Raw genomic sequence first — 23,791 nt, 5'->3', positions numbered from 1 at the left:
GTCAGGCCTCGACCTTCACGGTGAAGTCTTCGATGACGGTGTTGGCGAGGAAGGTCTCGGCCATCTTGTGGATGCGGTCGAGGGCGGCCTGGTCGACCGGTCCCTCCACCTCGAGCTCGAAACGCTTCCCCTGGCGGACGTCCGCGATTCCCTCGAAGCCCAGGCGCGGCAGTGCACGCTGCACCGCCTGGCCCTGGGGGTCGAGGATCTCGGGCTTGAGCATGACGTCGACTACGACGCGTGCCATCGGGCACTCCCGTGTGTGGTTGGTGCGAAGGCGGTTCCCTCAGCGTACCCGGCCGAAATTTCTACGCGGGTAGATATCTCGGGGGCGTGATCACCGGGCCGTTTCGGCTTCACCAACGCTTCGCAAAATCCGGCGGAAAACCACGCGCCCGGCATTGCGGCGGGACACGCGGAGAGAATTAACTGGGCTTCGCAATGCAATGAGAATCGGGGTACAAAGGAATCACCCGGGATTCCGGATGAATGATGCATTGCCCCGAAACATCCACACAGTCGACATCGCCCCACGTCAGCAGGGAGCGAGGTCGCACGAAGGGACCGATATCCGTGGCGCAGCGCGTAGTAGTCACGCTCTCCGACGACATCGATGGCGGAGAAGCGGCGGAAACGGTCGTGTTCGCTCTGGACGGAAAGTCGTACGAGATCGACCTCAATGCGGCCAACGCAAAGAAACTGCGGAAGGGCCTCGCACCCTTCGTGGCCGCCGGCCGCCGCCAGTCGCGTTCGGGGAAGGCCTTCAAGCACACGTCCATCGCCCCCGACCCGGCGGTCGTCCGGGCCTGGGCGCGGTCCAACCAGTACGAGGTGCCGCCCCGCGGCCGCATCCCCAAGAAGATCTACGAGGCCTACAACGCGGCCCACTGAGAGCCGATTTGCCATCCACCCCCCTCCGTCGGCTAATGTGTGGATCACGCCGAGGGGCCAGGCCGCAGGTCAGAGCCCCGAAGTCGTGCGGGTGTAGTTCAGTAGTAGAACATCCTCCTTCCAGGAGGAAGGCGCAGTGTGCGATCCCTGTCACCCGCTCCGCATCGGCTGTCCGACCACCACGGTGGATCGGGTAGAGTGATGCACGCACCGCTCGCGGTGCACGCAGTAAACCTGCGGACGTAGCTCAGTTGGTAGAGCACCACCTTGCCAAGGTGGATGTCGCGCGTTCGAGTCGCGTCGTCCGCTCCAGTGGATAAGGCCCCGGTCATTACGACCGGGGCCTTCTTCGTGTTCCCCGCCTGATTCCCGTCGGCGTTCCCTGCCGCGCCCTGACAAATGTCACGGCGGATCATGACAGCGCGCACTGCCCCGGCCTTCCGGGCGCCGCGAGGCTGGAGTCATGACTGACACCGTGATCGACGTCGAGGGGCTGCGCCGGGGCTACGCCGGCGGTTTCGAAGCCGTACGGGGCGTCTCCTTCTCCGTGGCCCGGGGCGAGGTCTTCGCCCTGCTCGGCACGAACGGCGCCGGCAAGACCTCCACCGTCGAGGTGCTGGAGGGACTGGCGGCGCCGAGCGGCGGGCGGGTCCGCGTCTTCGGGCTCGACCCGCACGCCCGGCGGGCCGAGGTCCGCCCGCGCACCGGGGTCATGCTCCAGGAGGGCGGATTCCCCTCGGACCTCTCGGTCGCCGAGACCCTGCGGATGTGGAGCGGGGTCACCACCGGCGCCCGACCCGCGGCGGAGGTGCTGGACCTGGTGGGCCTGGCCGCCCGGGCCGCTGTACGGGTCAAGCAGCTGTCCGGCGGTGAGCGGCGGCGCCTCGACCTGGCGCTGGCCCTGCTGGGACGGCCCGAGGTGCTGTTCCTGGACGAGCCCACCACCGGCATGGACCCCGAAGGGCGCCGCGACACCTGGGCGTTGGTACGGGACCTGCGGGACCAGGGGACCACGGTGGTGCTCACCACGCACTACCTGGAGGAGGCCGAGGAGCTCGCCGACCGGCTGGCGATCCTGCACGAGGGCGAACTCGTCCTGTCCGGCAGCCCGGCCGAGGTGACCGCCGGCCGGCCCGCCCGGATCCGCTTCACGCTGCCGGACGGGGTGCCCGCGGCCCGTCTCCCGCTGTCGCTGCGCGCGGCGGCCTACGGGCAGCACGTGGAGATCCGTACCGGGCGGCTCCAGGAGTCCCTGACGGAACTGCTGCGCTGGGCCCATGACGCCGGGGTGGCGCTGGAGCGGCTCGACGCCCGGTCCGGCTCCCTGGAGGAGGCCTTCCTGGACATCGCCCAGGGCCGCCGCGGCGACACCGCGGACATCACCGAGCCGGCCGGTCCGGCCGACGCACTGGCAGGAGCCGCCCGATGACCCCGAACCTGACCTCCGGCCTGCCCCTGGACCCCGGCCGGCTCACCGCGCTCGGCCGCAGCGAGCTCACCCTGCTCGTCCGCAACCGGGCGGCGCTGAGCGTGGCCCTGCTGATGCCGCTGCTGATGGTCCTCGTCCTGCGCTCCACGCTGGGCGGGTCCCAGGGCGCGGCAGCCGTCGGCGAAGCCACGCTGACCGGCGGGATCGGCATGGTGCTGCTGCTCGTCGTGTACATGAACCTGGTGTCCGCTTTCGTGGCCCGGCGCGAGGAGCTCGTACTGAAGCGGCTGCGCACCGGCGAGGCCAACGACCTGGAGATCCTGGCCGGGACCGCGCTGCCCTCCGCCGTCCTCGCGGCCGGCCAGACCACCCTCCTCGCGGTCGCCGGGGCGGCCGCCCTGGACGCGGCGATGCCGCGAAACCCGCTGCTGCTCGTGGCGGCGGTGTTCGCCGGCATCGTCCTGCTCGCCGGGATGTCCGCGCTGACCAGCGCCGTCACCCGCACCGTGGAGAGCGCGGGCCTGACCACGCTGCCGCTGTTTCTGCTGACCGCGCTCGGCTCGGGGCTCTTCCTCCCGCTGGAGCGGCTGCCGGACACCCTGGCCTCGGTGTGCGAACTGCTGCCGCTCAGCGGGGTGATGGCCATGGTGCGGGCCGGCTGGAGCGGCGGCGCCGAGGCCTACGACCTGCTCGGGGCCGCGCTCTCCACGCTGGCCTGGCTCGTGATCACCGTGTTTGCTGTGCAGAGGTGGTTCCGCTGGGAACCGCGCCGCTAGAGGAGTCGGGGGACGGGAACCGTGTCGAAGCTGACGGGGTGGTGGAAGAACCGCAGCAGTGCGGAGAAGGTGGAGCTGTACACCCGCTGGTCGTGCCATCTCTTCGTCCTCCTGGAGATCGTGTCGTTCGGGCTGCTTCCGGTGGCCGTCGAGGCCCCCGAGCAGCCCGCGGTGGCCCTCGCCCTCTTCCTGCTGGTGTGCGTGCACGCGGTGCTCTGCGGGTTCGTGTACTCGCGGGCGATGGACTGGGTGGTCGGCCGGCGCGAGCGCCCGGTCCGGCTCGCCTTCACCGTCGGGACGCTCACGGCCGCCTCCGTGGTGGCGGTGCTCGTCCTGCGCCGGTACGGGGTGCTCTCCGACCCGGCGGTGGCCCCGCAGCTGATCGCGGGAATGGCCGGCTTCGGGAGCGGGGCCCTGGTCATGTGCCTGCCCTCGGTGCGGCAGATGCGGTACGTCGGGCCGGCCTACTCGGGCGGCACCGGGCTGGTGGTGCTCGCGCTCGGGCTGTCCGGCGCGGAAGCCCTCGGGTACGTGGTCGGCATGCTAATCTCCACCGTCTTCTTCTCGCTGGCCTGCGGTTTCACCAACTGGCTGCTCAAGACCGTCTGGGAGCTGGACCGTTCTCGCGAGGCCCAGTCGCGGCTGGCGGTCGCCGAGGAGCGGCTGCGCTTCGGCCGGGACCTGCACGACGTGATGGGCCGAAATCTGGCGGTGATCGCGCTCAAGAGCGAGTTGGCGGTCCAGCTGGCGCGGCGCGACCGCCCGGAGGCGGTGGACCAGATGATCGAGGTCCAGCGGATCGCCCAGGAGTCCCAGCGGGAGGTGCGCGACGTGGTGCGCGGCTACCGGGAGGCGGACCTGTCGGTGGAGCTGGACGGTGCACGCGGGGTGCTGAGCGCGGCCGGAATGGACTGCCGGGTCGACTTCCGGGCCGGACGGACGCTGCCCGCCGAGGTGCAGTCGGCACTCGGATGGGTGGTGCGCGAGGCGACCACGAACGTCCTGCGGCACGGGGACGCGCAGAACTGCCTGATACGGCTCACCGCTCCGCAGGACGGGGCCGTCACGCTGGTGGTCGAGAACGACGGGGCGCCCCCATGCCCCGCCGGGCCGCCCGGCTCGGGGCTGGCCGGGCTGCGCGAGCGGCTCGCGGTCCTGGACGGAACCCTGCAGGCGGGGCTGGTGGGGGGCGGCCGCTTCCGGCTGTGCGCCGAGATCCCGAGTGCCCATGTGCAAGGACTGGAGGTGCGGGCGTGAGCTCCGTACGCGTACTGCTCGCCGACGACGAGCATCTGATCCGCGGGGCGCTGGCCGCGCTGCTGGCCCTGGAGGACGACCTGCTGGTCGTCGCCGAGGCGGCCTCCGGGCCCGAGGCCCTGGCGATGGCTCGGGCGCACCGGCCGGACGTGGCGGTGCTGGACCTCCAGATGCCGGGTGCGGACGGTGTGAGCGTGGCCACATCGCTGCGGGCCGAGCTCCCCGACTGCAAGACCATGATCGTGACCAGTCACGGCCGACCCGGGCATTTGAAGCGGGCCCTGGCGGCGGGGGTGCGGGCCTTCGCCCCGAAGACCGTCTCGGCGCAGCGGCTGGCCGAGCTGATCCGGACCGTGCATGCCGGAGGGCGGTACGTGGACCCGGAGTTGGCGGCCGACGCGATCAGCGCGGGGGACTCCCCGCTGACCGCCCGGGAGGCGGAGGTGCTGGAATTCGCGGCGGACGGGGCGCCGGTCGCGGAGATCGCGGAGCGGGCCCGGCTCTCGCAGGGGACCGTGCGGAACTACCTGTCCTCTGCGGCGACGAAGCTGGGGGCCGAGAACCGTCACACGGCGGTGCGTCTCGCCCGGGAGCGAGGTTGGGTATAGTGGTTCTCGCGCTACGGCGCACCTGCGGACATAGCTCAGTTGGTAGAGCACCACCTTGCCAAGGTGGATGTCGCGCGTTCGAGTCGCGTTGTCCGCTCTGCAGGAGAAGAAGCCCCGGTCCTCTGGACCGGGGCTTCTTCGTCGTCCGCCGCCCCTCGCGTCCTACGACCAGGGCAGCCCGGTGAGCCGCTCGTAGGCCTCGACGTACTTGGCGCGGGTCCGCTCGACGACCTCCTGCGGGAGAGCCGGCGGCGGGAGTTCGCCCTTGCGGTCCCAGCCGGAGGCCGGCGAGGCCAGCCAGTCGCGGACGTACTGCTTGTCGAACGAGGGCTGCGCGTGGCCCGGCTCCCACAGGTCGGCCGGCCAGAAGCGGGAGGAGTCCGGGGTCAGCACCTCGTCGGCGGCGACCAGCGAGCCGTCCTCCGGGTCGAAGCCGAACTCGAACTTGGTGTCCGCGAGGATGATCCCGCGCTCGCGGGCGATGTCCCGGGCGCGGCCGTACACGGCAAGGGTCGTCTGGCGCAGCAGGGCCGCCGTCTCGGCGCCCTGGGTGCGCGCGACCTCCTCGTACGAGACGTTCTCGTCGTGCTCGCCGACCGCGGCCTTGGCGGCCGGGGTGAAGATCGGGGCGGGCAGCTCGGAGCCGTCCACGAGGCCTTCGGGCAGGGCCAGTCCGCAGACCGTGCGGGTCTGCCGGTACTCGGCGAGGCCGGAGCCGGTCAGGTAGCCGCGGGCCACGCACTCGACGGGCACCATGTCGAGGTTGCGGCAGATCAGCGTGCGGCCGGCCCAGTCGGCTGGGGCGCCGGCGGGCAGGTCGGTGGAGAGGACGTGGTTCGGGACGAGGTCCGCGAGCTGGTCGAACCACCACAGGGAGAGCTGCGTGAGGACGCGGCCCTTGTCCGGGATCTCGGTGGGCAGCACCCAGTCGAAGGCGGACAGGCGGTCGCTGGCGACCATGACGAGGCGGCCGTCCTCGTCGCGGTAGAGGTCGCGCACCTTGCCGGTGTGGAGGTGGACGAGGCCGGGAACCTCAACCGGCTCGGGCTTTTCGACGAATCCGGACACGGGGTCTCCCTGTGGGTCTGTACAAGCGCAAACCCATTCTCCCGCACCGCGTCACCTGCCCGGGCAGGCGGGGTGCCATGCGGGCCCGCGTGTTCGGCGGGATGTCAGTCGCGCTTGCAGATCCGGTCGAGGAGGTTGGCGGTGGCGCGCTGTACGCGCTCGTCGACGTGGCCGGGGCGGTCGAGCGCCGGGGACCAGGCGAAGGTGCCCGAGGCGAACACCAGGGCGCCGCTGGGCGCGCGGTAGAGCGAGGTCTCCTGGTGGCGGCGGTGGTTCTCGCTGTCGAGGTACGGGGAGTGCGCGAGCAGGATGCGCTCCTGGTGCGCGGGGAGCTGGGTGCGCGGGAAGTACCGGTCGGCCTCGCCGGCCACCAGCCAGGGCAGTTCGTCGTTCTCCCCCGCTCCGGTGGAGTCCCAGAGCCAGTGCGTGGCGTTGCGCACGATCAGGGGCGCCGGTTCCGGGACGCGTCCCGCGTACTGGATGCCGAGCAGCTGCTGCTCCGGGCGGTCGACCTCGCGCCAGAGGCTGGGGCGGCCCGGACCGCGGCGTTTTCGACAGGTCAGCAGCCTGTCCTCGACCCCGGAGGGGGAGGGGCCGAGCTCGACCTGCCAGTACATGGTGTTGGCGGAGAGGAAGACCAGGGAGGTGCCGTGGTCGCGGGCGCGCTCGACGGTGCGGCGCATGGGCGCGGACCAGTACTCGTCGTGGCCGGGGAAGACCAGGCCGCGGTAGCGGGTGGGGTCGACGCGGCCGGCGTGCAGGTCGCGGGTGTCGGCGTAGGCGAGGTCGTAGCCGTAGCGCTCGGCCCAGCGGATGAAGTCGTAGGCGTGGCCGACGTGCAGGGGCAGGCCGGCGCCCGCGTAGGGGCGGTCGAAGGAGACGGTGTGGGCCGCGTCCTGCGCGCCGAGCAGCCGGCCGTCCTCGTCCCAGGCGTGGTACAGGCTGGCGCCGGTACGGCCGTCCTCCGGGTAGAGGTTGTAGGCCTGCCAGGTGATGTCGGGGAGCAGCAGCAGGAGGTCGGCGGGGTGGTCGTCGCGGACGGTGAAGGGGATGTGGGAGCGGTAGCCGTCGACGGTGGTGAGGACGGCCACGTACGCGCCGACGCTCCAGTACGACGGGACCTGGAGGCGCCAGGACAGCCACCAGTGGTGGCAGGAGACGGTGCGGTCGGCGGCGAGGGGGGCCGGCTGGACGATCCCGGACAGGCGCGGGCTGGTGGTGATCTTGGAGGCGCCGTCGCCGGCGTAGTGCCCGATGCGGTAGACGTCGACGGAGAACTGCTGGGGCGGGTCGACCGTGATGTGGAAGTCGATCGCCTCGCCGGGTGCCACGGCGCCGGTGGAGGCGAAGCCCTTGATCTGGCGGTGCACGTCGTCGGCGGTGCGGGGGCCGCCGGTGCGGGCGCGCGGGAGCTGGCCGGGGGCGAGGGCCGGGTCCACGTACCAGGGGACGACCTGGCCGGTGTCGTCGAAGTAGAGCTCACTGCCGCGGAACCAGGGCAGGGGGCCCTGTCCGAAGGGGTCGTTCACCGCGTGCGCGAGCGCACCTGACTCCCAGCGCCGGATCTGGTCCGCACCCATGACCGCTCCCCTCCTCGCTCCCCCGAACGGGCAATGCATCGAGCCGGTCCCAGCACATCACATAACGCACGCAGTCCGTCACCCTTCGTCGCGAATTGACGGGATCGGAACATGCGGATCCGGTGGTGTGTGCGATCCGTAGCCCGTCCGGAGGCTTCCTTCCAGGCGTCCGTGACGCCCCCGTGGACGCCGTCAGACGAGACGGACGGGCTTCTCGGGGCGGACGCCCAGGTCCGCGAGCCAGTCACGCAGGGGCTCGGGGTCACCGTCCTCGACCAGGCACAGGACGCGGGGCGCGAGGTCGGAGCGGCGGTCGCCGCCGACCAGCAGGACCGGGCCGTCGAGCCAGTCCAGGCCGGGTGCGGCCCCGGCGTAGTCGACGGCCGCGCAGCACACCATGGCCGTCACGTGGTCGGCCAACAGGTCCCGGCCGCTGCGCGGGGGCTGGAGCGGGAACAGCGGCACGGCGTCCGCGCCCCGGGCCTTCCCGGCCGAGGGCTGCGCGGCACCGGCGGCGCGCTCCTCGCGGGCCAGGTCGCCGCTGAGCCGTCCGGCCAGGGCCTCCCCGGCCGCGCCCGCGCCGGCGGGGTCGGTGAGATAGCCCAGCACCCGCTCCAGCGTGGGGCCGGCGAAGCCGTCCACCGCGGTGGGGGCGGGGGCTGGTGCGAAAGCAGCGGAGGCGGAGGCGGAGGCTGAGGCCGACGGGGCGGGCGGCGCGGCCGGGACGGTCAGCGCGTCCAGCGCCGTGTGCAGGCGGGCCGCCTCCGTGCGCCACTTGCGGTCCACGACCTCCTCCGGATAGGCCGCCCATTCCACCGGGGACCACTGCGGCCCGGTCCCGGCCGGACCGCCGTGGAAGAGCCGCGCGGCCAGCAGCGAAGCCGCCTCGTCGACCGCACCGGGCTGCTCCAGCAGGTCGCAGGCGGGGCGCTCGCCGAGGCGCGAGGTGAACCCGTCGGCCAGCCGGTCGCGCCGGGACAGCTCGGTCAGCGCGGAGACCACCCCGGCGTCGAGGTGCGCGGGCCACCGGCCCATCCGCCAGGCGGGCAGCGCGACACGGGTCAGCAGCCGGTCCCAACCCGCGTAGGCGAGGCCGACCTGTTCCTGGGCGACGATGCGCAGCCCGTAGTCCACACCCTGTGCACGCTCGGAGGCGGCCGCGGCCACCCCGCGCTCCATCTCCGCGGCGTCCACCCGGCACAGCCGCAGCAGCAGCCGGGCGGGGGCGGCGATCCAGCCGAGCCCGCGCCTGCCGCCCACGTCCACGGCGGCGTCCAGGCCCCGGACGAAGCCCCGCGCATCGGCTATGTCGGGGTGCGCCGAAGGGCCCGTGCCGGCGACGACCGGGGCGAGGACGGCGCGCAGCTCGGCGACCCGCATCCACCAGAGGAACGGCGAGCCGATGACCAGCACCGGGGCGGCGCCGGGCTGGGACTCCGGGCCCGCGGATATGCCGTCGCGGCGGTGCGCCGCGTGGGTGCGGTCCTCCAGCCAGCTGTCGCAGTCCGGGGTGAGGGCTATCGCGGAGGGCGCCGGCACGTTCATACGGTCGGTCAGGTCTTGGACCAGCCGGTACAGGTCGGGGGCGGCGGCCTCGGACAGCGGCACCGTCGGCGTCACGGCCGGGCTCGCCCGCAGGACGACCGCGCCGAAGATCCCGCCGACCAGCAGCACCAGCGCGGCGACCGCGCAGACGGCGAGGGTCACCGCGGGCCAGGGGTCACCGGCCAGCCGGCCCGTCATCCGGGCGGCCACCAGCACCACCGCGACGGCGGCGGGCAGCAGCCCGACGGCCAGCGCCCTGCTGCGCACGCGCAGCACGGCCAAGGCGCGGGAACGCGCGGACGGCACGCCCGCTTCCATGATCGAACCGGTTCCGGACACGGCCGGACCTCACCCCCTCTGCGCTGCGGCGGCTTTGCTCACTCCCCCACTGTGACACCCGCCACCGACATCGCAATGCCGGTGGGCCAAGTGCCGGAATGAGTGCCGGAATGCTTGCGCCGCACCCTAGTTGGGGCGGGCCCGGGCGTCAGGCAGTCCGGGGGACGATCACCCGATGGAATGGCTTTGGGTAAAGGTGGGTGCGTTCGAACGCGGCCGGATGCAGTCGGCCACCCACACGCACGGACGCGCCCGCGGGCCCGGGCGCACCTCGTGCGCACCGGGCCCGCGGGGGTCGCTCTGCCGCAGCTCAGGCGTGTCCGGCCGCCTTGGCGGCGATGTCGGTGCGGTGCTGCGAGCCGTCCAGCCTGATGCGCGCGACGGCCTTATACGCCTTCTCGCGGGCCTGCGCCAGATCAGAACCGGTCGCCGTCACCGAGAGCACGCGGCCCCCCGCGCTGACCACCGCGTCGCCTTCGCGCCGGGTCCCGGCGTGCAGCACGTACGCGTCGGGGGCGTCCTCGGCGGCCACCTCGTCCAGGCCCTCGATGGTGTCGCCCGTGCGCGGGGTCTCGGGGTAGTTGTGCGAGGCGATGACCACCGTGACGGCCGCGTCCTCGCTCCAGCGGAGCTCGGGCTGGGCGTCCAGGGTGCCCTGGGCGGCGTTCAGCAGCACGCCCGCGAGCGGGGTGCGCAGCCGGGCCAGGACCACCTGGGTCTCGGGGGCGCCGGACCGGGCGTTGAACTCGATGACCCGGGTGCCGCGGCCGGTGATGGCCAGGCCGGCGTACAGCAGTCCGGAGAAGGGGGTGCCGCGGCGGCGCAGCTCGTCGACGGTCGGCTGGAGGACCAGCTCCATGACCTCGTCGACCAGCTTCGGGTCGGCCCACGGCAGCGGGGAGTAGGCCCCCATCCCGCCGGTGTTGGGGCCCTGGTCCCCGTCCAGCGCCCGCTTGAAGTCCTGGGCGGGCTGGAGCGGGAGGACGGTGACGCCGTCGGTGATGGCGAAGAGGGAGACCTCCGGGCCGTCGAGGTACTCCTCGATGACCACGCGGTCGCAGCCCAGCGCGTGGGCGCGGGCGGCGGCGAGGTCCTCGGTGACCACGACGCCCTTGCCGGCGGCGAGGCCGTCGTCCTTGACGACGTACGGGGCGCCGAAGGCGTCGAGGGCCTCGTCCACCTCTTCGGGGGTGGTGCACACGTAGCTGCGCGCGGTCGGGACCCCGGCCGCGGCCATCACGTCCTTGGCGAAGGCCTTGGAGCCCTCCAGCCTCGCCGCCTCGCCGGACGGGCCGAAGACGGGGATGCCGGCGGCGCGCACGGCGTCGGCGACACCGGCGACCAGCGGGGCCTCCGGGCCGACGACGACCAGGCCGGCGCCGAGTTCGGTGGCCAGAGCGGTGACGGCGGCGCCGTCGAGGGCGTCGACCGGGCGGAGCTCGGCCACCTCGGCGATGCCGGCGTTGCCGGGAGCGCAGTACAGCGCGGAGACGTCGGGGTCGAGGGACAGAGAGCGGCACAGGGCGTGTTCGCGGGCGCCGCCGCCGATGACGAGGACCTTCACGCTGCTCAGCCTAGCCCGGACGGCGCAGCCGGCTTCGTGCGGCCACCCCAATCAGGCGGGGCTACTCATTCGTGTATTCCTCCACAACGGTGGCTCCGAGCTCGCGCACGATCAGGTCGTGTCCGGTCAGGGCGCTCTCGACGAGGTCGGGATCGTCCTCCTGCGCGACGTCGTCCTCGGGGGCGACCGGCGGGGGCGCCTGCTGTACGGGGGGCTGCGGGGCGGGAGCCGACTGCTGGGACTGCTGCGGCTGCTGGTACTGCGGGGCGGGAGCGGACGGCCCCTGGGGCGGGGACGGCGGGCTGTAGGCCGGGGCGGGGGCCGCCGGGGCGCCGTACGAGGGCGAGGACGGGAGCGGGGCCGGAGCTCCGCCGGCCACCACGGCCTCGATCTTCCAGTTGACCTGGAACTGCTCGGCCAGGACGGCCTTGAGCACGTCCTCGCTGCCGCTGCTCGCGAAGTTGTCGCGGGCTCCGGCGTTGGGGAACCCGAGCTGGAGGGTGGTGCCGTCGAAGCCGGTGACCTGGGCGTTCTGGCTGAGCAGGATCCAGGTGAAGCGGCGGCGGTTCTTGACGGCCTCCAGCACGCCGGGCCACATCGCCTGGACCTGCCCGGCGCCGGCCGCCATGCCCGGCGAGGGCGCGGCCGGGGCCGGGGACGCGGGGGTCTGGGCGGCCGGCGCGGGGGCGGCGGGCGTGGGAGCCGGGGCCCCCTGGCCGGGGGCGGCCGCGCTGGGCCAGGCACCCGGGGCGGCGGCGGCCGCGGGGCGGGCACCGGGGGCCCCGCCGCCGGGCTGCGCTGCTCCGGGCCACGCCCCGGGTGCGGGCGCGGCCGGGGCGGACGCGGCGGCGGGCGCGGCCTGAACCGGCGCCTCCGGCTGGGCGGGAGCCCGTACCGGCTCCGGAGCGGGAACCGGAGCCGGAGCGGCGGCCGGCGCGGGCGCCGGAGCGGCGGCCGCGGCACGCGTCGCCGCGACGCCGCCGGCCGGACCCGCGGGAGCCATGGGATGCGCCTCCGGCCCGGGCACGTAGCCCATGGCGGGCACGGCGGGCGCGGGGGCGAAGGCGGCGGCCGCCCCGCTGCGCTCCAGCCGGTCGAGCCGGGCCTGGAAGGACCTCTCGTCGTCGAAGGCGGCGGGCAGCAGCACGCGGGCGCAGATCAGCTCCAGCTGGAGCCGCGGCGAGGTCGCGCCGCGCATCTCGGTGAGGCCGGTGTTGACCAGATCGGCGGCGCGCGACAGCTCGGCGGCCCCGAACACGGACGCCTGGGCCTGCATCCGCTCCACGACATCGGCGGGAGCGTCGATCAGCCCCTTCTCCCCGGCGTCGGGCACGGCGGCCAGGATGACCAGGTCGCGCAGCCGCTCCAGCAGGTCGGCGACGAAGCGCCGGGGGTCGTTCCCGCCTTCCACCACCCGGTCCACGATCTCGAAGGCGGCGGCGCCGTCCCCGGCGGCGAAGGCGTCCACGACGGAGTCGAGGAGCGAGCCGTCCGTGTAGCCGAGCAGCGAGGTGGCCATGGCGTATGTCACACCGTCGTCGGCGGCGCCGGCGAGCAGCTGGTCCATGACCGACATCGAGTCACGCACGGATCCCGCTCCGGCCCGCACGACGAGCGGCAGCACGCCGTCCTCGACCTTGGCGCCCTCGCGGCCGCAGACCTCGCCGAGGTAGTCGCGCAGGGTGCCGGGCGGCACGAGGCGGAAGGGGTAGTGGTGCGTCCGGGACCGGATGGTCCCGATGACCTTCTCCGGCTCGGTGGTGGCGAAGATGAACTTGAGGTGCTCCGGCGGCTCCTCGACCACCTTGAGCAGGGCGTTGAAGCCCGCCGAGGTGACCATGTGGGCCTCGTCGATGATGTAGATCTTGTACCGGCTCGACGCGGGCCCGAAGAAGGCCTTCTCGCGCAGGTCGCGGGCATCGTCCACGCCACCGTGCGAGGCGGCGTCGATCTCGATGACGTCGATGGAGCCCGGCCCGTTCCTGGCCAGGTCACGGCACGACTGGCACTCCCCGCACGGGGTGGGGGTGGGACCCTGCTCACAGTTCAGGCAACGGGCCAGGATGCGCGCGCTGGTCGTCTTTCCACAGCCGCGCGGCCCGCTGAACAGGTACGCGTGGTTGACCCGGTTGTTCCGCAGGGCCTGCATCAGGGGGACAGTGACATGCTCCTGCCCGATGACCTCGGCGAACGACTCGGGGCGATAGCGGCGGTACAGCGCAAGGGACGACACGTCTACGAGGTTATCCGGGCCCGCCGACAACGGCGGCCCACAAGGCCCCCGGAACGCAAAGCGCCCCCCACGCACCCGCCAGAGCCCACTTACCCTTGCTGCCTTCCGGCCCTGGGGGAGTTGGGTGAGATAGCGCCACGTGAGGGGCTGGCCCCACCCTAGCGGATGGAAGCCCCCGGAATCGAGCCGGGCCCCGGCCGGGTTCCCCGGAGACGATCACGTTCGCGAGCACCCCTCAACGTCTTGTATTGTTTGCGGCGGAGGATTCGCCTAGTGGCCTAGGGCGCACGCTTGGAAAGCGTGTTGGGGGCAACCCCTCACGAGTTCGAATCTCGTATCCTCCGCCAGTGCCTCACCGGGCACTTGAAGGCCCCGACCGGGAAACCGGCCGGGGCCTTCTGCGTTCCTCGCCATCGCGCCCCCGCCTCAGCGATTGCCGGACCTCGCCCCAGACCCGAAGCACCTCGGCGAGCTCCGCAAGGAACTTCCGGACTTGCACCAGCAGGCACCTCGCCAGCCCTGCGGCCACGAGGACCCCTGCCGCGATGGCGATCCACCGCACCTGGCACCTCCTCGCCCTGTTCATCACCATGGTCGCCACACCAAAGATCGAAGTCAGCAGCTTGCCTGCCGCATTTTGTGATCTTCGGAAGCCCGTCACACAGATATCACGCCGGATATACTCTATGGGTCAGCTGATATCACAGGAGGTGTCCGGATGAGTCGCACAGTGATCGACCTTGACGACGAGCTGCTGGCCGACGTGGCTCAGGCGCTCGGGACGAGCACCAAGAAGGAGACGGTCAACACCGCCTTGCGTGAGGTGTTGGACAACCGCCGGCGCGCGCTCGCGCTCACTCGGCTGCGGGCCACCGCCGACGAGGGCGCGTTCGATCTGGGCCTCTTCGAGGACAAGAGGAACTACCGAAGGTGAGCGCGGCACAGTTCCTGATCGACACCAGCGCACTCGCGCGGTTCCTGCACGGCGACGCCGAACAGTACGGCTGGGATCAGGCGGCCGCGGCTGGTCTCATCGCAACCTGCCCGATCACCGAGCTGGAGTTCTTCTACAGTGCCCGATCCGCCGCAGACCGCGCGCGCGGCATCGATGACATGCGGTTGCTGTTCGGCTGGGTGCCCGTCGACGACCGGGCGTACGACCGCGCCTGGCAGGTCCAGGAGCTACTGACCCAGCGCGGGCAGCACCGCGGCGCGGGCGCGGTGGACCTCGTCGTCGCCGCCACCGCGGAACTGCAGGGGCTGACTCTCCTGCACCGCGACCACGATTTCGAGTGCATCGCTGCTGTCACCGGCCAAGCCATGCAGTGGTACGGCCCGGAGGCCGGCAAGTAGGCCCATGCTTGGTCTCGGTTCCGGTCCCATTCGCGGGTGTACAGCACCGTTCGGCGGGTCTGTAGCCGCTACCTTCGCCACAGGTCGGGACGCCCGCGACCGTCGCCGAACCCTCCGACGAACATTTGGGGACGTTCCGTGCGCGCGGGCGGCTCAGCCGAACGTCGGCATCTCGCCGACCGTCGTCGACAGGTCGATCACGGCGAAGGCCGCGCCCTGCTGGTCCGCCACTGCCGCGAAGCGGCCGAACGGGCTGTCCATCGGGCCGAAGTGCAGCTGCCCGCCGTGTTTCTTCACCTTCTCGACCGCCTCGTCGCAGTTCGGGACGCCGAAGTACACCTGGATGTAGGAGGGGACCTGCGGCGGGAACTCCTCGCCCATCCTCATCCGGCCCAGCACCGGGTTCTCGGGGCCGCCGACGCAGTAGACCGAGAAGTCCATGTCGGCCGGGTCCGGGTCGTCGCCCGGGTCCATCCGCTGGGTGGTGTACGGGAAGACGCTCGGCAGGAAGGCGTCCGGCTTGTCGGGCTCCCGGGTGAAGACCTCCGCCCAGGCGTACGCGCCGGCCTCGCCCATCTTCTCGAAGCCCTTGTGCTCACCCGGCTGCCAGACGCCGAAGACCGCGCCGCTGGGCTCCTTCGCGATCAGCATCGAGCCGAAACTGGCCACCTGCATCGGGCCCATCAGCACCTCGCCGCCGTTCGAGGCGACCTTCTCCGCCGTGGCCCCCACGTCCGACGAGTGGAGGTACAGGCACCACTGCGACGGGGCGTCCGCGCCGGGCATCGGGGGCACCACGGCGGCGACGGCCTTCCCGCCGGAGTACGCCTGCGTGTAGTTGCCGTACTCGGTGCTGGCCTCGCCGAAGGTCCAGCCCAGCACATCCCCGTAGAAGGTCTTGGCGGCCTCCACGTCGGCGAACATCGCGTCCACCCAGCACGGCGCGCCTTCGGTGAACTCACCCATGGTCGATCGACTCCTCGGACTCGTACTCGTACGCGTAGCTGTCGTCGTTCCCACGCTAGGCGGGCGGTGTGCCGACCGCGCGGGGAGCGCGCCCGCGCGGGAGGCTGGAGCCATGGACAAGGACATCACCATCCGGCTGGCGCAGCAGCCGGAGGCCGACGCGCTGCTCTCCCGCAGCCCCCTCGCCGCCCTCGTCGGGATGCTGCTGGACCAGCAGGTGCCGATGGAATGGGCCTTCTCGGGGCCCTGGACGATCGCCCGGCGGCTCGGCTCCGACGACCTGGACGCGCACGCCATCGCCGCGTACGACCCGGAGGCCTTCGCCGCCCTGCTCTCGGACAAGCCCGCCGTGCACCGCTATCCCGGGTCGATGGCGAAGCGGATCCAGCAGCTGTGCGCGTACCTGGTGGAGCACTACGGCGGGGACGCCGAGGCCGTCTGGGCCGGGGTCGGCACCGGGGAGGAACTGCTGGCGCGCCTCAAGGCGCTGCCCGGCTTCGGCGAACAGAAGGCCCAGATCTTCCTCGCCCTGCTCGGCAAGCGGCTCGGCGTGCGCCCCCGGGGCTGGCGGGAGGCGGCGGGAGGCTACGGGCCCGCGGACGTCTACCGCTCGGCGGCCGACATCACCGGACCGGAATCCCTGGCCAAGGTCCGGGCGCACAAGCAGGAGATGAAGGCCGCGGCCAAAGCGGCGAAGGCGTCGGGATGACGAACGCGGCCTTCGGCGGGCGGCGGGAATTGACCGGCTGGAGAGGGGCTCGATTGACCCCTGTAGCCGGTCTATCCGGACCGTAGATTAGAGGACATGACAGAGATCGCGACCCGCGCCGCCACCGCCGAAGCCATTTACGACGCCCCCGGCAGCCTCATCACGCTGCTCACGGACACCGCCGAGCTCACCTGCAACACAGCCACCTTCGACGAGGGCGCGGCCGGTGCTCCGGTGCACTTCCACACCAAGGCCACCGAGTTCTTCCACGTCACCGCCGGCCGGCTCGACATCCTGGTCGGCGACGAGGTCCACACCCTCGACGCCGGCGACTTCATCGCGGTCCCGCCCGGCGTCAAGCACGCCTTCGCCCCCGCCGCCGGGCACACGGCGAGCGTGTTCGTCGGCTTCACACCCGGCATGGGCCGGTTCGACTACTACCGCCTCCTGGGCCGGGTCAACGCGGGCGAGGCCACCGTGCAGGACATCAAGGACAGCTCCGCCACGTACGACAACCACTACGCGGAGAGCGCCGCCTGGAGCGGCCGCCGCCGCAGCGCGGAGCCGTAGGTCACGTCCGCGTCGAGGCGGCGCAGTTCCTCCGCGATCAGTTCGGCGCCGCTGCGGATCTTCAGGGCCACGCCGCGGTCGGGGCTCCCCGGCAGGACCAGCGTGGCCAGGGCGCCCGCGGGCCGGTCCACCCGGATCTCGCCGCCCGTGGTGCGCAGGCTGACCCGGGTGATCACCGGGCCCTCGCTCGCGATCCGGTCGACGGGCACCCCGAGCCGGTCCTCCAGCCAGCGCGCCAGCAGCTCGGCGCTCGCGTTGTCGGGCTCGCTCTCCACCGCCGCGCCGGTGACCGGCAGCGGCTTCTGGTCCAGGGCGGCCGCCAGCAGGGCCCGCCACGGCGTCAGCCGGGTCCAGGCCAGGTCGGTGTCGCCGGGCCGGTAGGAGGCGGCCCGCTCGTCCAGTACGCCGACCGGGTCGAAGGCCGTGGCCGCGTCCGTGATCCGGCGCTGTGCGAGCGCGCCCAGGGAGTCCCGCGCCACGTCGGCGGGGGCGTCGGCCGGCCACCACGCCACGACCGGCGCGTCCGGCACCAGCAGCGGCAGGACGACCGAGCCGGCCTGCTCGGTCAGGTCCCCGTGCAGGCGCAGCACCAGGGTCTCCCCGGTCCCGGCGTCCGAGCCGACCCGCAGCTCGGCGTCGAGCCGCGTCGCACGGAGCTTGTGCGAGCCCCGCGAGACGCGCTTGATCACCGTGATGACGCGGCACGGGTGCTCGCGCGAGGCCTCGGAAGCGGCGCGCAGGGCGTCGTAGGCGTTCTCCTCGTCGGTGACGACGACGAGGGTCAGGACCAGCCCCGTGGTGGGGCTGCCTATCGCCCGGCGGGCTGCGAGCAGCGCCCGGTTGATCTTGCTGGACGTGGTGTCGGTCAGTTCGGTCCGCATGCCACGAGTCTGTCAGCGACGGACCGGTTCCCGTCACCCGGTGCGCTCGATTCCGCCTGGAACAGGGGGAGGGCGGCGAGGGCGGCCGGGGCCTCGCCTCAGCGCCGCCTGCGGGCCGTGCCGAAGATCGAGCGCGAGATCTCGCGGCCCACCTGCGTCCCGATGGACCGGGCCAGCGAGCGGAACAGCCCGCTCCCCACCACCTGCTCGGCCAGCGAGGGATCCGGCTTCGGAGCGCGGCGCGCGGCCCGCGCCGCCTCCTTCTCGGCCTCCTCGGCCTGCTTCTCCGCCTCGGCGGCCGCCGCTGCCGCCTCCGCCTGCGCCTCCGCGGCGGCCTGCTCGGCGCTGATCTTCTCGTACGCCGACTCGCGGTCCACCGGCTCGGCGTAGCGCGACCACAGCGGCGAGGCCTTCACCGCCTGGTCCAGCGCCGCCGGGTCGACCGGCCCCATCAGCGACTGCGGGGCCCGCAGGCGGGTCGCCGCGACCGGGGTGGGGGCGCCGTTCTCGCTGAGCACGGTGATCACCGCCTCGCCGGTCCCCAGCCGGGTGAGCAGTTCCTCCAGGTCGTAGTCGGAGTGCGGGAAGGTCTTCACCGTCGCCTTCAGCGCCTTCGCGTCGTCCGGGGTGAAGGCGCGCAACGCGTGCTGCACGCGGTTGCCGAGCTGGGCGAGCACGTCCCCCGGCACGTCCTTGGGGGTCTGCGTCACGAAGAAGACGCCCACGCCCTTGGAGCGGATGAGGCGCACCGTCTGGGTGATGGAGTCGAGGAAGGCCTTCGAGGCACCGTTGAAGAGCAGGTGCGCCTCGTCGAAGAAGAAGACGAGCTTGGGCCGCTCCAGGTCGCCGACCTCCGGCAGGTCGTGGAAGAGGTCGGCGAGCAGCCACATCAGGAAGGTGGAGAAGAGCTGCGGCTTGTCCTGCACCGCGGGGAGTTCCAGTACGGAGACCATGCCGCGGCCGTCGGCGGCCGTGCGCAGGAACTCGCCGGTGTCGAACTCCGGCTCGCCGAAGAACTCCGCGGCCCCCTGCTGCTCGAAGGCCGTCAGGGCCCGCAGGATCACCCCGGCCGTGACCGCGGACAGCCCGCCGATGCCCTTGAGCTCCGGTTTCCCCTGGTCGGAGACGAGGAAGGCGACGACCGCGCGCAGGTCCTTGAGGTCGATCAGCTCCAGGCCCTTGGTGTCGGCATAGTGGAAGATCAGGCCGAGGGACTGCTCCTGCGTCTGGTTGAGCCGGAGCACCTTCGACATCAGGACCGGGCCGAAGCTGGTGACGGTCGACCGGAGCGGGATCCCGGGGCCGATGCCGCCGAGCGAGTAGAACTCGCAGGGGTACCCGGTGGCCTCCCACCGCTGGGCCACGTCCTTCGCCCGGGCCGCGACCTTCTCGTTCGCCGCGCCCGGCGCCGAGATCCCCGAGACGTCGCCCTTGATGTCCGCGAGGAAGACCGGCACCCCGTTGGCCGACAGCTGCTCGGCGATGAGCTGGAGGGTCTTGGTCTTGCCGGTGCCGGTGGCGCCCGCGACCAGCCCGTGCCGGTTGAGCATCGGCAGGGGGATGCGGATCTGGTGCTCCGGCAGGCAGCCGCCGTCCCAGAGCAGGGCCCCCAGGTCGAGCGCCGGTCCGGTGAAGGCGTATCCGGCAGCGATCTTCCCGGCCGGGCCCGTCTGGTCCGCCACGGCGGCGGGGTCGGTGCTCTCGCTCATGCATCACTCCCGAATTGGCGCTTTTCGCCACTTTTGCACCGACGCGGCGAGGCTGCGCTCGCAGGGCCGGGCCCGGTAGGCTTTCCGTGTGATCTTCAAGCGCATCGGTAACGGAAAGCCGTATCCCGACCACGGCCGGGAAAGCACCCGGCAGTGGGCGGATGTCGCGCCGCGCCCGGTCCGGCTCGACCAGCTGGTGACGACCAAGGGGCAGCTCGACCTCGAGACGCTGCTCGCCGAGGACTCGACCTTCTACGGCGACCTCTTCGCGCACGTCGTCAAGTGGCGGGGCGACCTCTACCTGGAGGACGGGCTGCACCGCGCCGTGCGCGCGGCCCTGCAGCAGCGCCAGGTGCTGCACGCCCGCGTCCTCGAGATGGACTGAGCCCCGGCGGGGCCTGCGGGTCGGCCGAGCTCCGCCGGCGGGACCCGCCCGGCGCGGCGCGGCGCGGCCCCGCACGGGCCCGCCCGACCGCTCCGTTCTGCCCGCGCCCACGGGCCGCGGCCCCGGCTGCGGGTTTGGGCGCACTTCGCGTGGATTGCGCCTTTCGGGTCAGCATTGACCTATCAGCAGATCATTTAGTAGGCATCGCCACCGAGCGGCACTACGCTGCGCCCATGAGCATGCTCACTCCCCCCGGCATGGGCGGAAAGTACCGCGTCACGGGAGCCGCTTACCCGCGCATGAGCCGTAAGCGGAGCCCCCGTCGGATCGTCTTCGCCGTGCTCGGCTCGGTCCTCGCACTGGCCCTGCTCGGCTACGGGGCCTTGCAGCTCATCGACGTGTTCCAGGGCGACAGCCCGAAGCGGAACACGGCCGCGGGCGCCAAGGACTGTCCGACGAAGGCGGCCGACAACGCCGCCAGGGGCGGCCCCGGAGCCGCCGCGGCCGCCACCCCGAAACCGGCCGTCGTCCTGCCCAAGCCCGCCGACATCACCGTCAACGTCTACAACGCGACACCGCGCGCGGGGCTCGCCAAGGCCGTCGGCGACGAGCTGCGCAAACGCGGCTTCAACGTCGCCGACGTCGGCAACGCCCCCGCCGACTTCGACAAGAAGGTCCCCGGCACCGGGATGCTGCTGGGCTCCCCCACCACCGACAAGGGCGCCTACAGCGTGCTGGGCACCCAGCTCGCCGGCACCACCCAGCAGTCCGACGCCCGCGAGACCGCGGAGATCGACCTGATCCTGGGCGATGCCTTCAAGGAGCTGAGCACGAAGGAGGACGCGGACAAGGCGCTGGCCCTCCTGGCCAACCCCGCGCCCGCGCCCGCCGCGAAGTGCTGATGACCCGGCGCCGGCCCGGACGCGCTGACGCGCCCGGGCCGGCGCCGGGGTACTACTCGGCCGAGCCGTACATGCGGTCGCCCGCGTCGCCCAGGCCCGGAACGATGTAGCCGTGCTCGTTGAGCCGCTCGTCGACCGCGGCCGTCACCACGGTCACCGGCGTGCCCGCCAACTCGCGCTCCATGATCTCGACGCCCTCGGGCGCGGCCAGCAGCACCACGGCCGTGACGTCGTCCGCGCCGCGCTTGATCAGTTCCCGGATCGCCGCGACGAGGGTGCCGCCGGTGGCCAGCATCGGGTCGACGACGTAGACCTGCCGCCCGGAGAGGTCCTCGGGCATGCGCGTCGCGTACGTGGAGGCCTCCAGGGTCTCCTCGTTGCGGACCATGCCCAGGAAGCCCACCTCGGCGGTCGGCAGGAGCCGCACCATGCCGTCGAGCATGCCGAGGCCCGCCCGCAGGATCGGCACGACCAGCGGACGCGGGTGCGAGAGCTTCACCCCGGTGGTCGGGGCGACCGGGGTCTCGATGTCGGCCTGCTCGGTGCGCACGTCCCGGGTGGCCTCGTACGCGAGCAGGGTCACCAGCTCGTCGGCGAGCCGGCGGAAGGTGGGGGAGTCGGTGCGCTTGTCGCGCAGGGTGGTGAGTTTGTGCGCCACCAAGGGGTGATCGACGACCTGCAAACGCACAACATCCTCCAAAACTCGGCCTGCGACCTGCAAAAACGGCCGCGAGACGCGACCTGCACCCAAAAGGCTACGCGCTGCGCGGGCCCCCGCGCGTCCGTCTGGGGATGCGACCCGCGCGGCAGCCCACCAGGCTGGACTGATGAGCAACGCACCGGTGATCGCCGCCGTCGACGGATCCGAGCACAGCCTCGCGGCCCTGGAGTGGGCCAGGGCCGCGGCGCTGCGGCACGGTACGGGGCTCCTGATCGCCCATGTACTGCCCGACCACGCCCAGTTGTACGCGGGCCGCCGGGCCTCCCTCCACGACGCCTCACAGCCGGAGGAGTTCGCCGACCCGGTGAGCGACCGGATCCGGGCCTTGCTGGGCGGCGGCCCCGGCCTGCCGGAAGGGGTCCGCTACGAGTCCCTGGAGGGCTCCGTACCGGAGGCCCTGCGGGTGATCGGCGCGGAGGCCCTGATGCTCGTGATGGGCTCCCGCGGGCGCGGCGGCTTCGCCAGCCTGCTGCTCGGCTCGAACAGCCGCGCCGTCGCGACGACCGCGCCGTGCCCGGTGGTGGTGATCCCCCACGCGGACCGGAAGGCGGCCGGCGCCGCGCGGGAGGAGTCCGCCGGGAAGGTCGTGCTCGGGCTGCACGCCGCGGAGACCCCGGACGACGTACTGGCCTTCGCGTTCACGGAGGCGTCCGTGCGGGGGACCACCGTCCAGGTGGTGTCCGCGTACGCCATACCGCCCGCGCCGACCATGATGATCGACGCCCCGTTCGTGGTGATCCCGCCGGAGGGCCTGCCGGACGACGGGGACGCCGTACCGGCCGAGCGGGAGATGCTGCGGTCCCAGACGGAGCGGCTGGCGCCGCTGCGCAGCCGCTACCCCGAGGTCCCGGTCGAGCAGGCCGCCGTGCCCGGGGACGCGGCGGGCCGGCTGGTCATCGCCTCGCGGTCGGCGGAGCTGGTCGTGGTGGGCCGCCACCATCCGCGGCGGGGGGCCATGGCGCTGCTGATCGGCTCGGTGGCCCACGCGGTACTGCAGCACGCGCACGGCCCCGTGGCCGTGGTCCCGACGCTCCGCGCCGAGGCGTCCGACGCCGCCTGACCGTTCTGACCTGCGGTGGGGTGGCATCAAACGGTCCGACCGGGGGAAGGTGGGTGCAGGGGGAACGACCGACCAGCCCGGGGTGGTGGCCGATGCCCGACACGCAGCCGAGCAACGAAGAACCGGAGACCGCGGCGCAGCGCCGAGCACGCCGCGCACAGTTCCTGCGCGACCTCATGGAGGCGCGGGCGCTGCGCGACCGCGTCCAGCCCCGCCGCGCCCGCGCCGCCCGCATGCGGCAGCAGATGCGCATGCGCACGTTCCGCTGGTAGTCCCTTCCCCTGCGCTCCCGCACCACGCCGCCGCAGGCCGGGGCCGCCCAAGAGCGCCGGGGCGGGCCCGGGGCGGCGGCGACTGCGCGGCTGCCACGCCCGCGCCGCCCGCCCGACACGGCCGGGGCGCGCCCGGCGCCGAGGGGCGCCGCTCCGGAGCCCGGCGGGGCCCCCGGACCCGTACGACACCGCCGCCCCACGCCCCCCGCACGGGCCGCGCGGCGCACGGCACGGGACGACGCAAGCGCGGAAGACCTCTCGCAATGCCGCCGTTTCTGCCACGATGCCGATTGGGCGGGACCGTACGGCGAGCACCACAGCCGTTCGACCCCGACCTCCGGCCGGGGGGACCTCCAACCGGCATGCCTACGACCAGTGGGAGAGTCACGGTGTATTTCGCCGCACTGCTCGCGCGCACCGAAGACGGGTGGGAAGCGAGCGACATGGAACTCGACGACGTCGAGTCCCTCAGTGATCTGATCGACCTCGCCCGGTCCGCCGCTGTCTACGACGACACGGTGGTCGCCCTCATCGAGCAGGAGGACGCCTGGTTCGGCGTCGTCCGCGTGGACGGCGAGGAGGACCCGCGGTACTTCGTCTCGAACGCCTCCGCGGCCGCCCGCAGCTCCTACGGCTCGATGCTGACCAAAGAGCTGCTGGGCAGCGACGAGGAGGACGACGAACTCGACGAGCTGGACCTGGACGGCACCGAGGACGGCGAGGAGGAACCCCTCACCGCCTTCACCGACGAGACCGACGACGAGGACGAGCCGGGAGGGACCGGCGCGGAGCCGGTGCCGGCCGGTCCGCTCGGCGACCCCCAGTTGCTGGACGACCTCGGCGTGACCCACAAACAACTGATGACCCTGGACGGGGACGCCCTCTCGGCGATCGCCGACTCCCTCGGCGCCACCGAGGTCCTGGAGGCCGTCCGCTAGTGCTCCCTCCGCACGACAAGCACGACACGTACGAC

The 23,791-nt window shown here is 72.8% G+C and carries 24 protein-coding genes, 4 tRNA genes and 1 other RNA gene; 18 read left to right on the top strand and 11 right to left on the bottom strand.

Annotated features, from left to right (window positions below; translation table 11 throughout):
- Position 1: 1 nt before the first annotated feature.
- Positions 2 to 247 (bottom strand): phosphoribosylformylglycinamidine synthase subunit PurS, encoded by a 246-nt coding sequence (gene purS / locus BGK67_RS18865; protein ID WP_030009438.1) that lies wholly within the window; start codon positions 245 to 247, stop codon positions 2 to 4.
- Between the two features lie 326 nt (positions 248 to 573).
- On the opposite strand from purS, the gene BGK67_RS18860 reads away from it, so the two are divergent.
- The 8 genes from BGK67_RS18860 (at position 574) to BGK67_RS18825 (ending at position 5,058) form a co-directional block, all read left to right on the top strand.
- Positions 574 to 891 (top strand): histone-like nucleoid-structuring protein Lsr2, encoded by a 318-nt coding sequence (locus BGK67_RS18860; RefSeq protein ID WP_069921189.1) that lies wholly within the window; start codon positions 574 to 576, stop codon positions 889 to 891.
- An 87-nt stretch (positions 892 to 978) separates the two neighbouring features.
- A tRNA-Gly gene (locus BGK67_RS18855) sits at positions 979 to 1,050 on the top strand.
- 77 nt (positions 1,051 to 1,127) lie between these two features.
- Positions 1,128 to 1,203: transfer RNA gene (locus BGK67_RS18850), tRNA-Gly, on the top strand.
- A 151-nt stretch (positions 1,204 to 1,354) separates the two neighbouring features.
- The gene (locus BGK67_RS18845) at positions 1,355 to 2,320 is read left to right on the top strand and encodes an ABC transporter ATP-binding protein (RefSeq protein ID WP_069921188.1); all 966 of its coding nucleotides are present in this window, start codon (positions 1,355 to 1,357) and stop codon (positions 2,318 to 2,320) included.
- Positions 2,317 to 3,096, top strand: a complete 780-nt coding sequence (locus tag BGK67_RS18840; RefSeq protein ID WP_069921187.1) for an ABC transporter permease — start codon at positions 2,317 to 2,319, stop codon at positions 3,094 to 3,096. The genes BGK67_RS18845 and BGK67_RS18840 overlap by 4 nt, the downstream gene beginning before the upstream one ends.
- A 21-nt stretch (positions 3,097 to 3,117) precedes the next feature.
- Entirely contained in the window at positions 3,118 to 4,353 is a 1,236-nt protein-coding gene (locus tag BGK67_RS18835) for a sensor histidine kinase (protein WP_069921186.1), read from the top strand.
- Entirely contained in the window at positions 4,350 to 4,961 is a 612-nt protein-coding gene (locus tag BGK67_RS18830) for a response regulator transcription factor (protein WP_069921185.1), read from the top strand. Before BGK67_RS18835 ends, BGK67_RS18830 begins: the two co-directional genes overlap by 4 nt.
- A 24-nt stretch (positions 4,962 to 4,985) precedes the next feature.
- Positions 4,986 to 5,058: transfer RNA gene (locus tag BGK67_RS18825), tRNA-Gly, on the top strand.
- A 65-nt stretch (positions 5,059 to 5,123) separates the two neighbouring features.
- On the opposite strand, the gene BGK67_RS18820 is transcribed toward BGK67_RS18825, so the two are convergent.
- From BGK67_RS18820 to ffs, 6 genes are all read right to left on the bottom strand, one after another.
- Positions 5,124 to 6,029 carry a phosphoribosylaminoimidazolesuccinocarboxamide synthase gene (locus BGK67_RS18820; protein WP_069921184.1) on the bottom strand — a complete coding sequence of 302 codons (906 nt, stop codon included), beginning with the start codon at positions 6,027 to 6,029 and terminating at the stop codon, positions 5,124 to 5,126.
- A 104-nt stretch (positions 6,030 to 6,133) separates the two neighbouring features.
- A complete protein-coding gene (locus BGK67_RS18815; RefSeq protein ID WP_069921183.1) occupies positions 6,134 to 7,609 on the bottom strand; it encodes a N,N-dimethylformamidase beta subunit family domain-containing protein in 1,476 nt (491 codons plus the stop codon).
- Between the two features lie 192 nt (positions 7,610 to 7,801).
- The gene (locus tag BGK67_RS18810) at positions 7,802 to 9,493 is read right to left on the bottom strand and encodes a M48 family metalloprotease (RefSeq protein WP_069921182.1); all 1,692 of its coding nucleotides are present in this window, start codon (positions 9,491 to 9,493) and stop codon (positions 7,802 to 7,804) included.
- Between the two features lie 310 nt (positions 9,494 to 9,803).
- On the bottom strand, positions 9,804 to 11,057 hold the full coding sequence (gene purD, locus BGK67_RS18805; protein ID WP_069921181.1) for a phosphoribosylamine--glycine ligase: 1,254 nt from the start codon (positions 11,055 to 11,057) through the stop codon (positions 9,804 to 9,806).
- Positions 11,058 to 11,118: 61 nt separating this feature from the next.
- Entirely contained in the window at positions 11,119 to 13,290 is a 2,172-nt protein-coding gene (locus BGK67_RS18800; protein WP_069921180.1) for a DNA polymerase III subunit gamma and tau, read from the bottom strand.
- Positions 13,291 to 13,343: 53 nt separating this feature from the next.
- Positions 13,344 to 13,442, bottom strand: an RNA gene (gene ffs, locus BGK67_RS18795) — signal recognition particle sRNA small type.
- A gap of 107 nt (positions 13,443 to 13,549) precedes the next feature.
- Between ffs and BGK67_RS18790 the strand changes: the two genes are divergently transcribed.
- The 3 genes from BGK67_RS18790 (at position 13,550) to BGK67_RS18775 (ending at position 14,643) form a co-directional block, all read left to right on the top strand.
- Positions 13,550 to 13,637 (top strand) — tRNA-Ser (locus BGK67_RS18790).
- A gap of 371 nt (positions 13,638 to 14,008) precedes the next feature.
- Entirely contained in the window at positions 14,009 to 14,224 is a 216-nt protein-coding gene (locus BGK67_RS18780) for a type II toxin-antitoxin system VapB family antitoxin (protein WP_069921178.1), read from the top strand.
- On the top strand, positions 14,221 to 14,643 hold the full coding sequence (locus BGK67_RS18775) for a PIN domain nuclease (RefSeq protein ID WP_069921177.1): 423 nt from the start codon (positions 14,221 to 14,223) through the stop codon (positions 14,641 to 14,643). The genes BGK67_RS18780 and BGK67_RS18775 overlap by 4 nt, the downstream gene beginning before the upstream one ends.
- A gap of 153 nt (positions 14,644 to 14,796) precedes the next feature.
- On the opposite strand, the gene BGK67_RS18770 is transcribed toward BGK67_RS18775, so the two are convergent.
- Positions 14,797 to 15,609 carry a VOC family protein gene (locus BGK67_RS18770; RefSeq protein WP_069921176.1) on the bottom strand — a complete coding sequence of 271 codons (813 nt, stop codon included), beginning with the start codon at positions 15,607 to 15,609 and terminating at the stop codon, positions 14,797 to 14,799.
- Between the two features lie 112 nt (positions 15,610 to 15,721).
- On the opposite strand from BGK67_RS18770, the gene BGK67_RS18765 reads away from it, so the two are divergent.
- Positions 15,722 to 16,318: an HhH-GPD-type base excision DNA repair protein gene (locus BGK67_RS18765; protein ID WP_069921175.1), complete on the top strand. Its 597-nt coding sequence runs from the start codon at positions 15,722 to 15,724 to the stop codon at positions 16,316 to 16,318.
- A 96-nt stretch (positions 16,319 to 16,414) separates the two neighbouring features.
- Positions 16,415 to 16,888, top strand: a complete 474-nt coding sequence (locus tag BGK67_RS18760) for a cupin domain-containing protein (RefSeq protein WP_069921174.1) — start codon at positions 16,415 to 16,417, stop codon at positions 16,886 to 16,888.
- Here the strand turns inward: BGK67_RS18760 and opcA are convergent.
- Positions 16,837 to 17,769, bottom strand: a complete 933-nt coding sequence (gene opcA, locus BGK67_RS18755; protein WP_069921173.1) for a glucose-6-phosphate dehydrogenase assembly protein OpcA — start codon at positions 17,767 to 17,769, stop codon at positions 16,837 to 16,839. The two genes, BGK67_RS18760 and opcA, sit on opposite strands and share 52 nt — an antisense overlap.
- Positions 17,770 to 17,867: 98 nt before the next feature.
- Positions 17,868 to 19,478: a helicase HerA-like domain-containing protein gene (locus BGK67_RS18750; protein WP_069921172.1), complete on the bottom strand. Its 1,611-nt coding sequence runs from the start codon at positions 19,476 to 19,478 to the stop codon at positions 17,868 to 17,870.
- Positions 19,479 to 19,566: 88 nt separating this feature from the next.
- Between BGK67_RS18750 and BGK67_RS18745 the strand changes: the two genes are divergently transcribed.
- Positions 19,567 to 19,863: a type II toxin-antitoxin system VapB family antitoxin gene (locus BGK67_RS18745; RefSeq protein WP_017240525.1), complete on the top strand. Its 297-nt coding sequence runs from the start codon at positions 19,567 to 19,569 to the stop codon at positions 19,861 to 19,863.
- 257 nt (positions 19,864 to 20,120) lie between these two features.
- Positions 20,121 to 20,765: a LytR C-terminal domain-containing protein gene (locus tag BGK67_RS18740; RefSeq protein WP_208948816.1), complete on the top strand. Its 645-nt coding sequence runs from the start codon at positions 20,121 to 20,123 to the stop codon at positions 20,763 to 20,765.
- 52 nt (positions 20,766 to 20,817) lie between these two features.
- Here the strand turns inward: BGK67_RS18740 and upp are convergent, their stop codons facing one another.
- A complete protein-coding gene (gene upp / locus BGK67_RS18735; protein ID WP_069921170.1) occupies positions 20,818 to 21,453 on the bottom strand; it encodes a uracil phosphoribosyltransferase in 636 nt (211 codons plus the stop codon).
- A 139-nt stretch (positions 21,454 to 21,592) separates the two neighbouring features.
- Between upp and BGK67_RS18730 the strand changes: the two genes are divergently transcribed.
- From BGK67_RS18730 to BGK67_RS18720, 3 genes are all read left to right on the top strand, one after another.
- Entirely contained in the window at positions 21,593 to 22,546 is a 954-nt protein-coding gene (locus BGK67_RS18730) for a universal stress protein (protein ID WP_069921169.1), read from the top strand.
- Positions 22,547 to 22,638: 92 nt separating this feature from the next.
- Positions 22,639 to 22,818 (top strand): hypothetical protein, encoded by a 180-nt coding sequence (locus BGK67_RS18725; protein ID WP_079154265.1) that lies wholly within the window; start codon positions 22,639 to 22,641, stop codon positions 22,816 to 22,818.
- Between the two features lie 389 nt (positions 22,819 to 23,207).
- Positions 23,208 to 23,756, top strand: coding sequence for a tRNA adenosine deaminase-associated protein (locus BGK67_RS18720; protein WP_069921167.1), 549 nt, complete (start codon positions 23,208 to 23,210; stop codon positions 23,754 to 23,756).
- Positions 23,757 to 23,791 lie beyond the last annotated feature (35 nt).

Origin of the sequence: Streptomyces subrutilus (assembly GCF_001746425.1) — a bacterium.
In the GTDB taxonomy this organism is placed as follows: domain Bacteria; phylum Actinomycetota; class Actinomycetes; order Streptomycetales; family Streptomycetaceae; genus Streptomyces; species Streptomyces subrutilus_A.
Note: the sequence above shows the minus strand (reverse complement) of the source record. Positions and strands in the feature narration are given on the sequence as shown.

Bases quoted from the DNA above. Each gene is read 5' to 3' on its own strand.
- purS (WP_030009438.1), bottom strand. From the start codon at position 247: ATGGCACGCGTCGTAGTCGACGTCATGCTCAAGCCCGAGATCCTCGAC.
- BGK67_RS18845 (WP_069921188.1), top strand. From the start codon at position 1,355: ATGACTGACACCGTGATCGACGTCGAGGGGCTGCGCCGGGGCTACGCC.
- BGK67_RS18840 (WP_069921187.1), top strand. From the start codon at position 2,317: ATGACCCCGAACCTGACCTCCGGCCTGCCCCTGGACCCCGGCCGGCTC.
- BGK67_RS18815 (WP_069921183.1), bottom strand. From the start codon at position 7,609: ATGGGTGCGGACCAGATCCGGCGCTGGGAGTCAGGTGCGCTCGCGCAC.
- BGK67_RS18780 (WP_069921178.1), top strand. From the start codon at position 14,009: ATGAGTCGCACAGTGATCGACCTTGACGACGAGCTGCTGGCCGACGTG.
- BGK67_RS18770 (WP_069921176.1), bottom strand. From the start codon at position 15,609: ATGGGTGAGTTCACCGAAGGCGCGCCGTGCTGGGTGGACGCGATGTTC.
- BGK67_RS18765 (WP_069921175.1), top strand. From the start codon at position 15,722: ATGGACAAGGACATCACCATCCGGCTGGCGCAGCAGCCGGAGGCCGAC.
- BGK67_RS18760 (WP_069921174.1), top strand. From the start codon at position 16,415: ATGACAGAGATCGCGACCCGCGCCGCCACCGCCGAAGCCATTTACGAC.
- opcA (WP_069921173.1), bottom strand. From the start codon at position 17,769: ATGCGGACCGAACTGACCGACACCACGTCCAGCAAGATCAACCGGGCG.
- BGK67_RS18750 (WP_069921172.1), bottom strand. From the start codon at position 19,478: ATGAGCGAGAGCACCGACCCCGCCGCCGTGGCGGACCAGACGGGCCCG.
- BGK67_RS18740 (WP_208948816.1), top strand. From the start codon at position 20,121: ATGGGCGGAAAGTACCGCGTCACGGGAGCCGCTTACCCGCGCATGAGC.
- BGK67_RS18730 (WP_069921169.1), top strand. From the start codon at position 21,593: ATGAGCAACGCACCGGTGATCGCCGCCGTCGACGGATCCGAGCACAGC.
- BGK67_RS18725 (WP_079154265.1), top strand. From the start codon at position 22,639: ATGCCCGACACGCAGCCGAGCAACGAAGAACCGGAGACCGCGGCGCAG.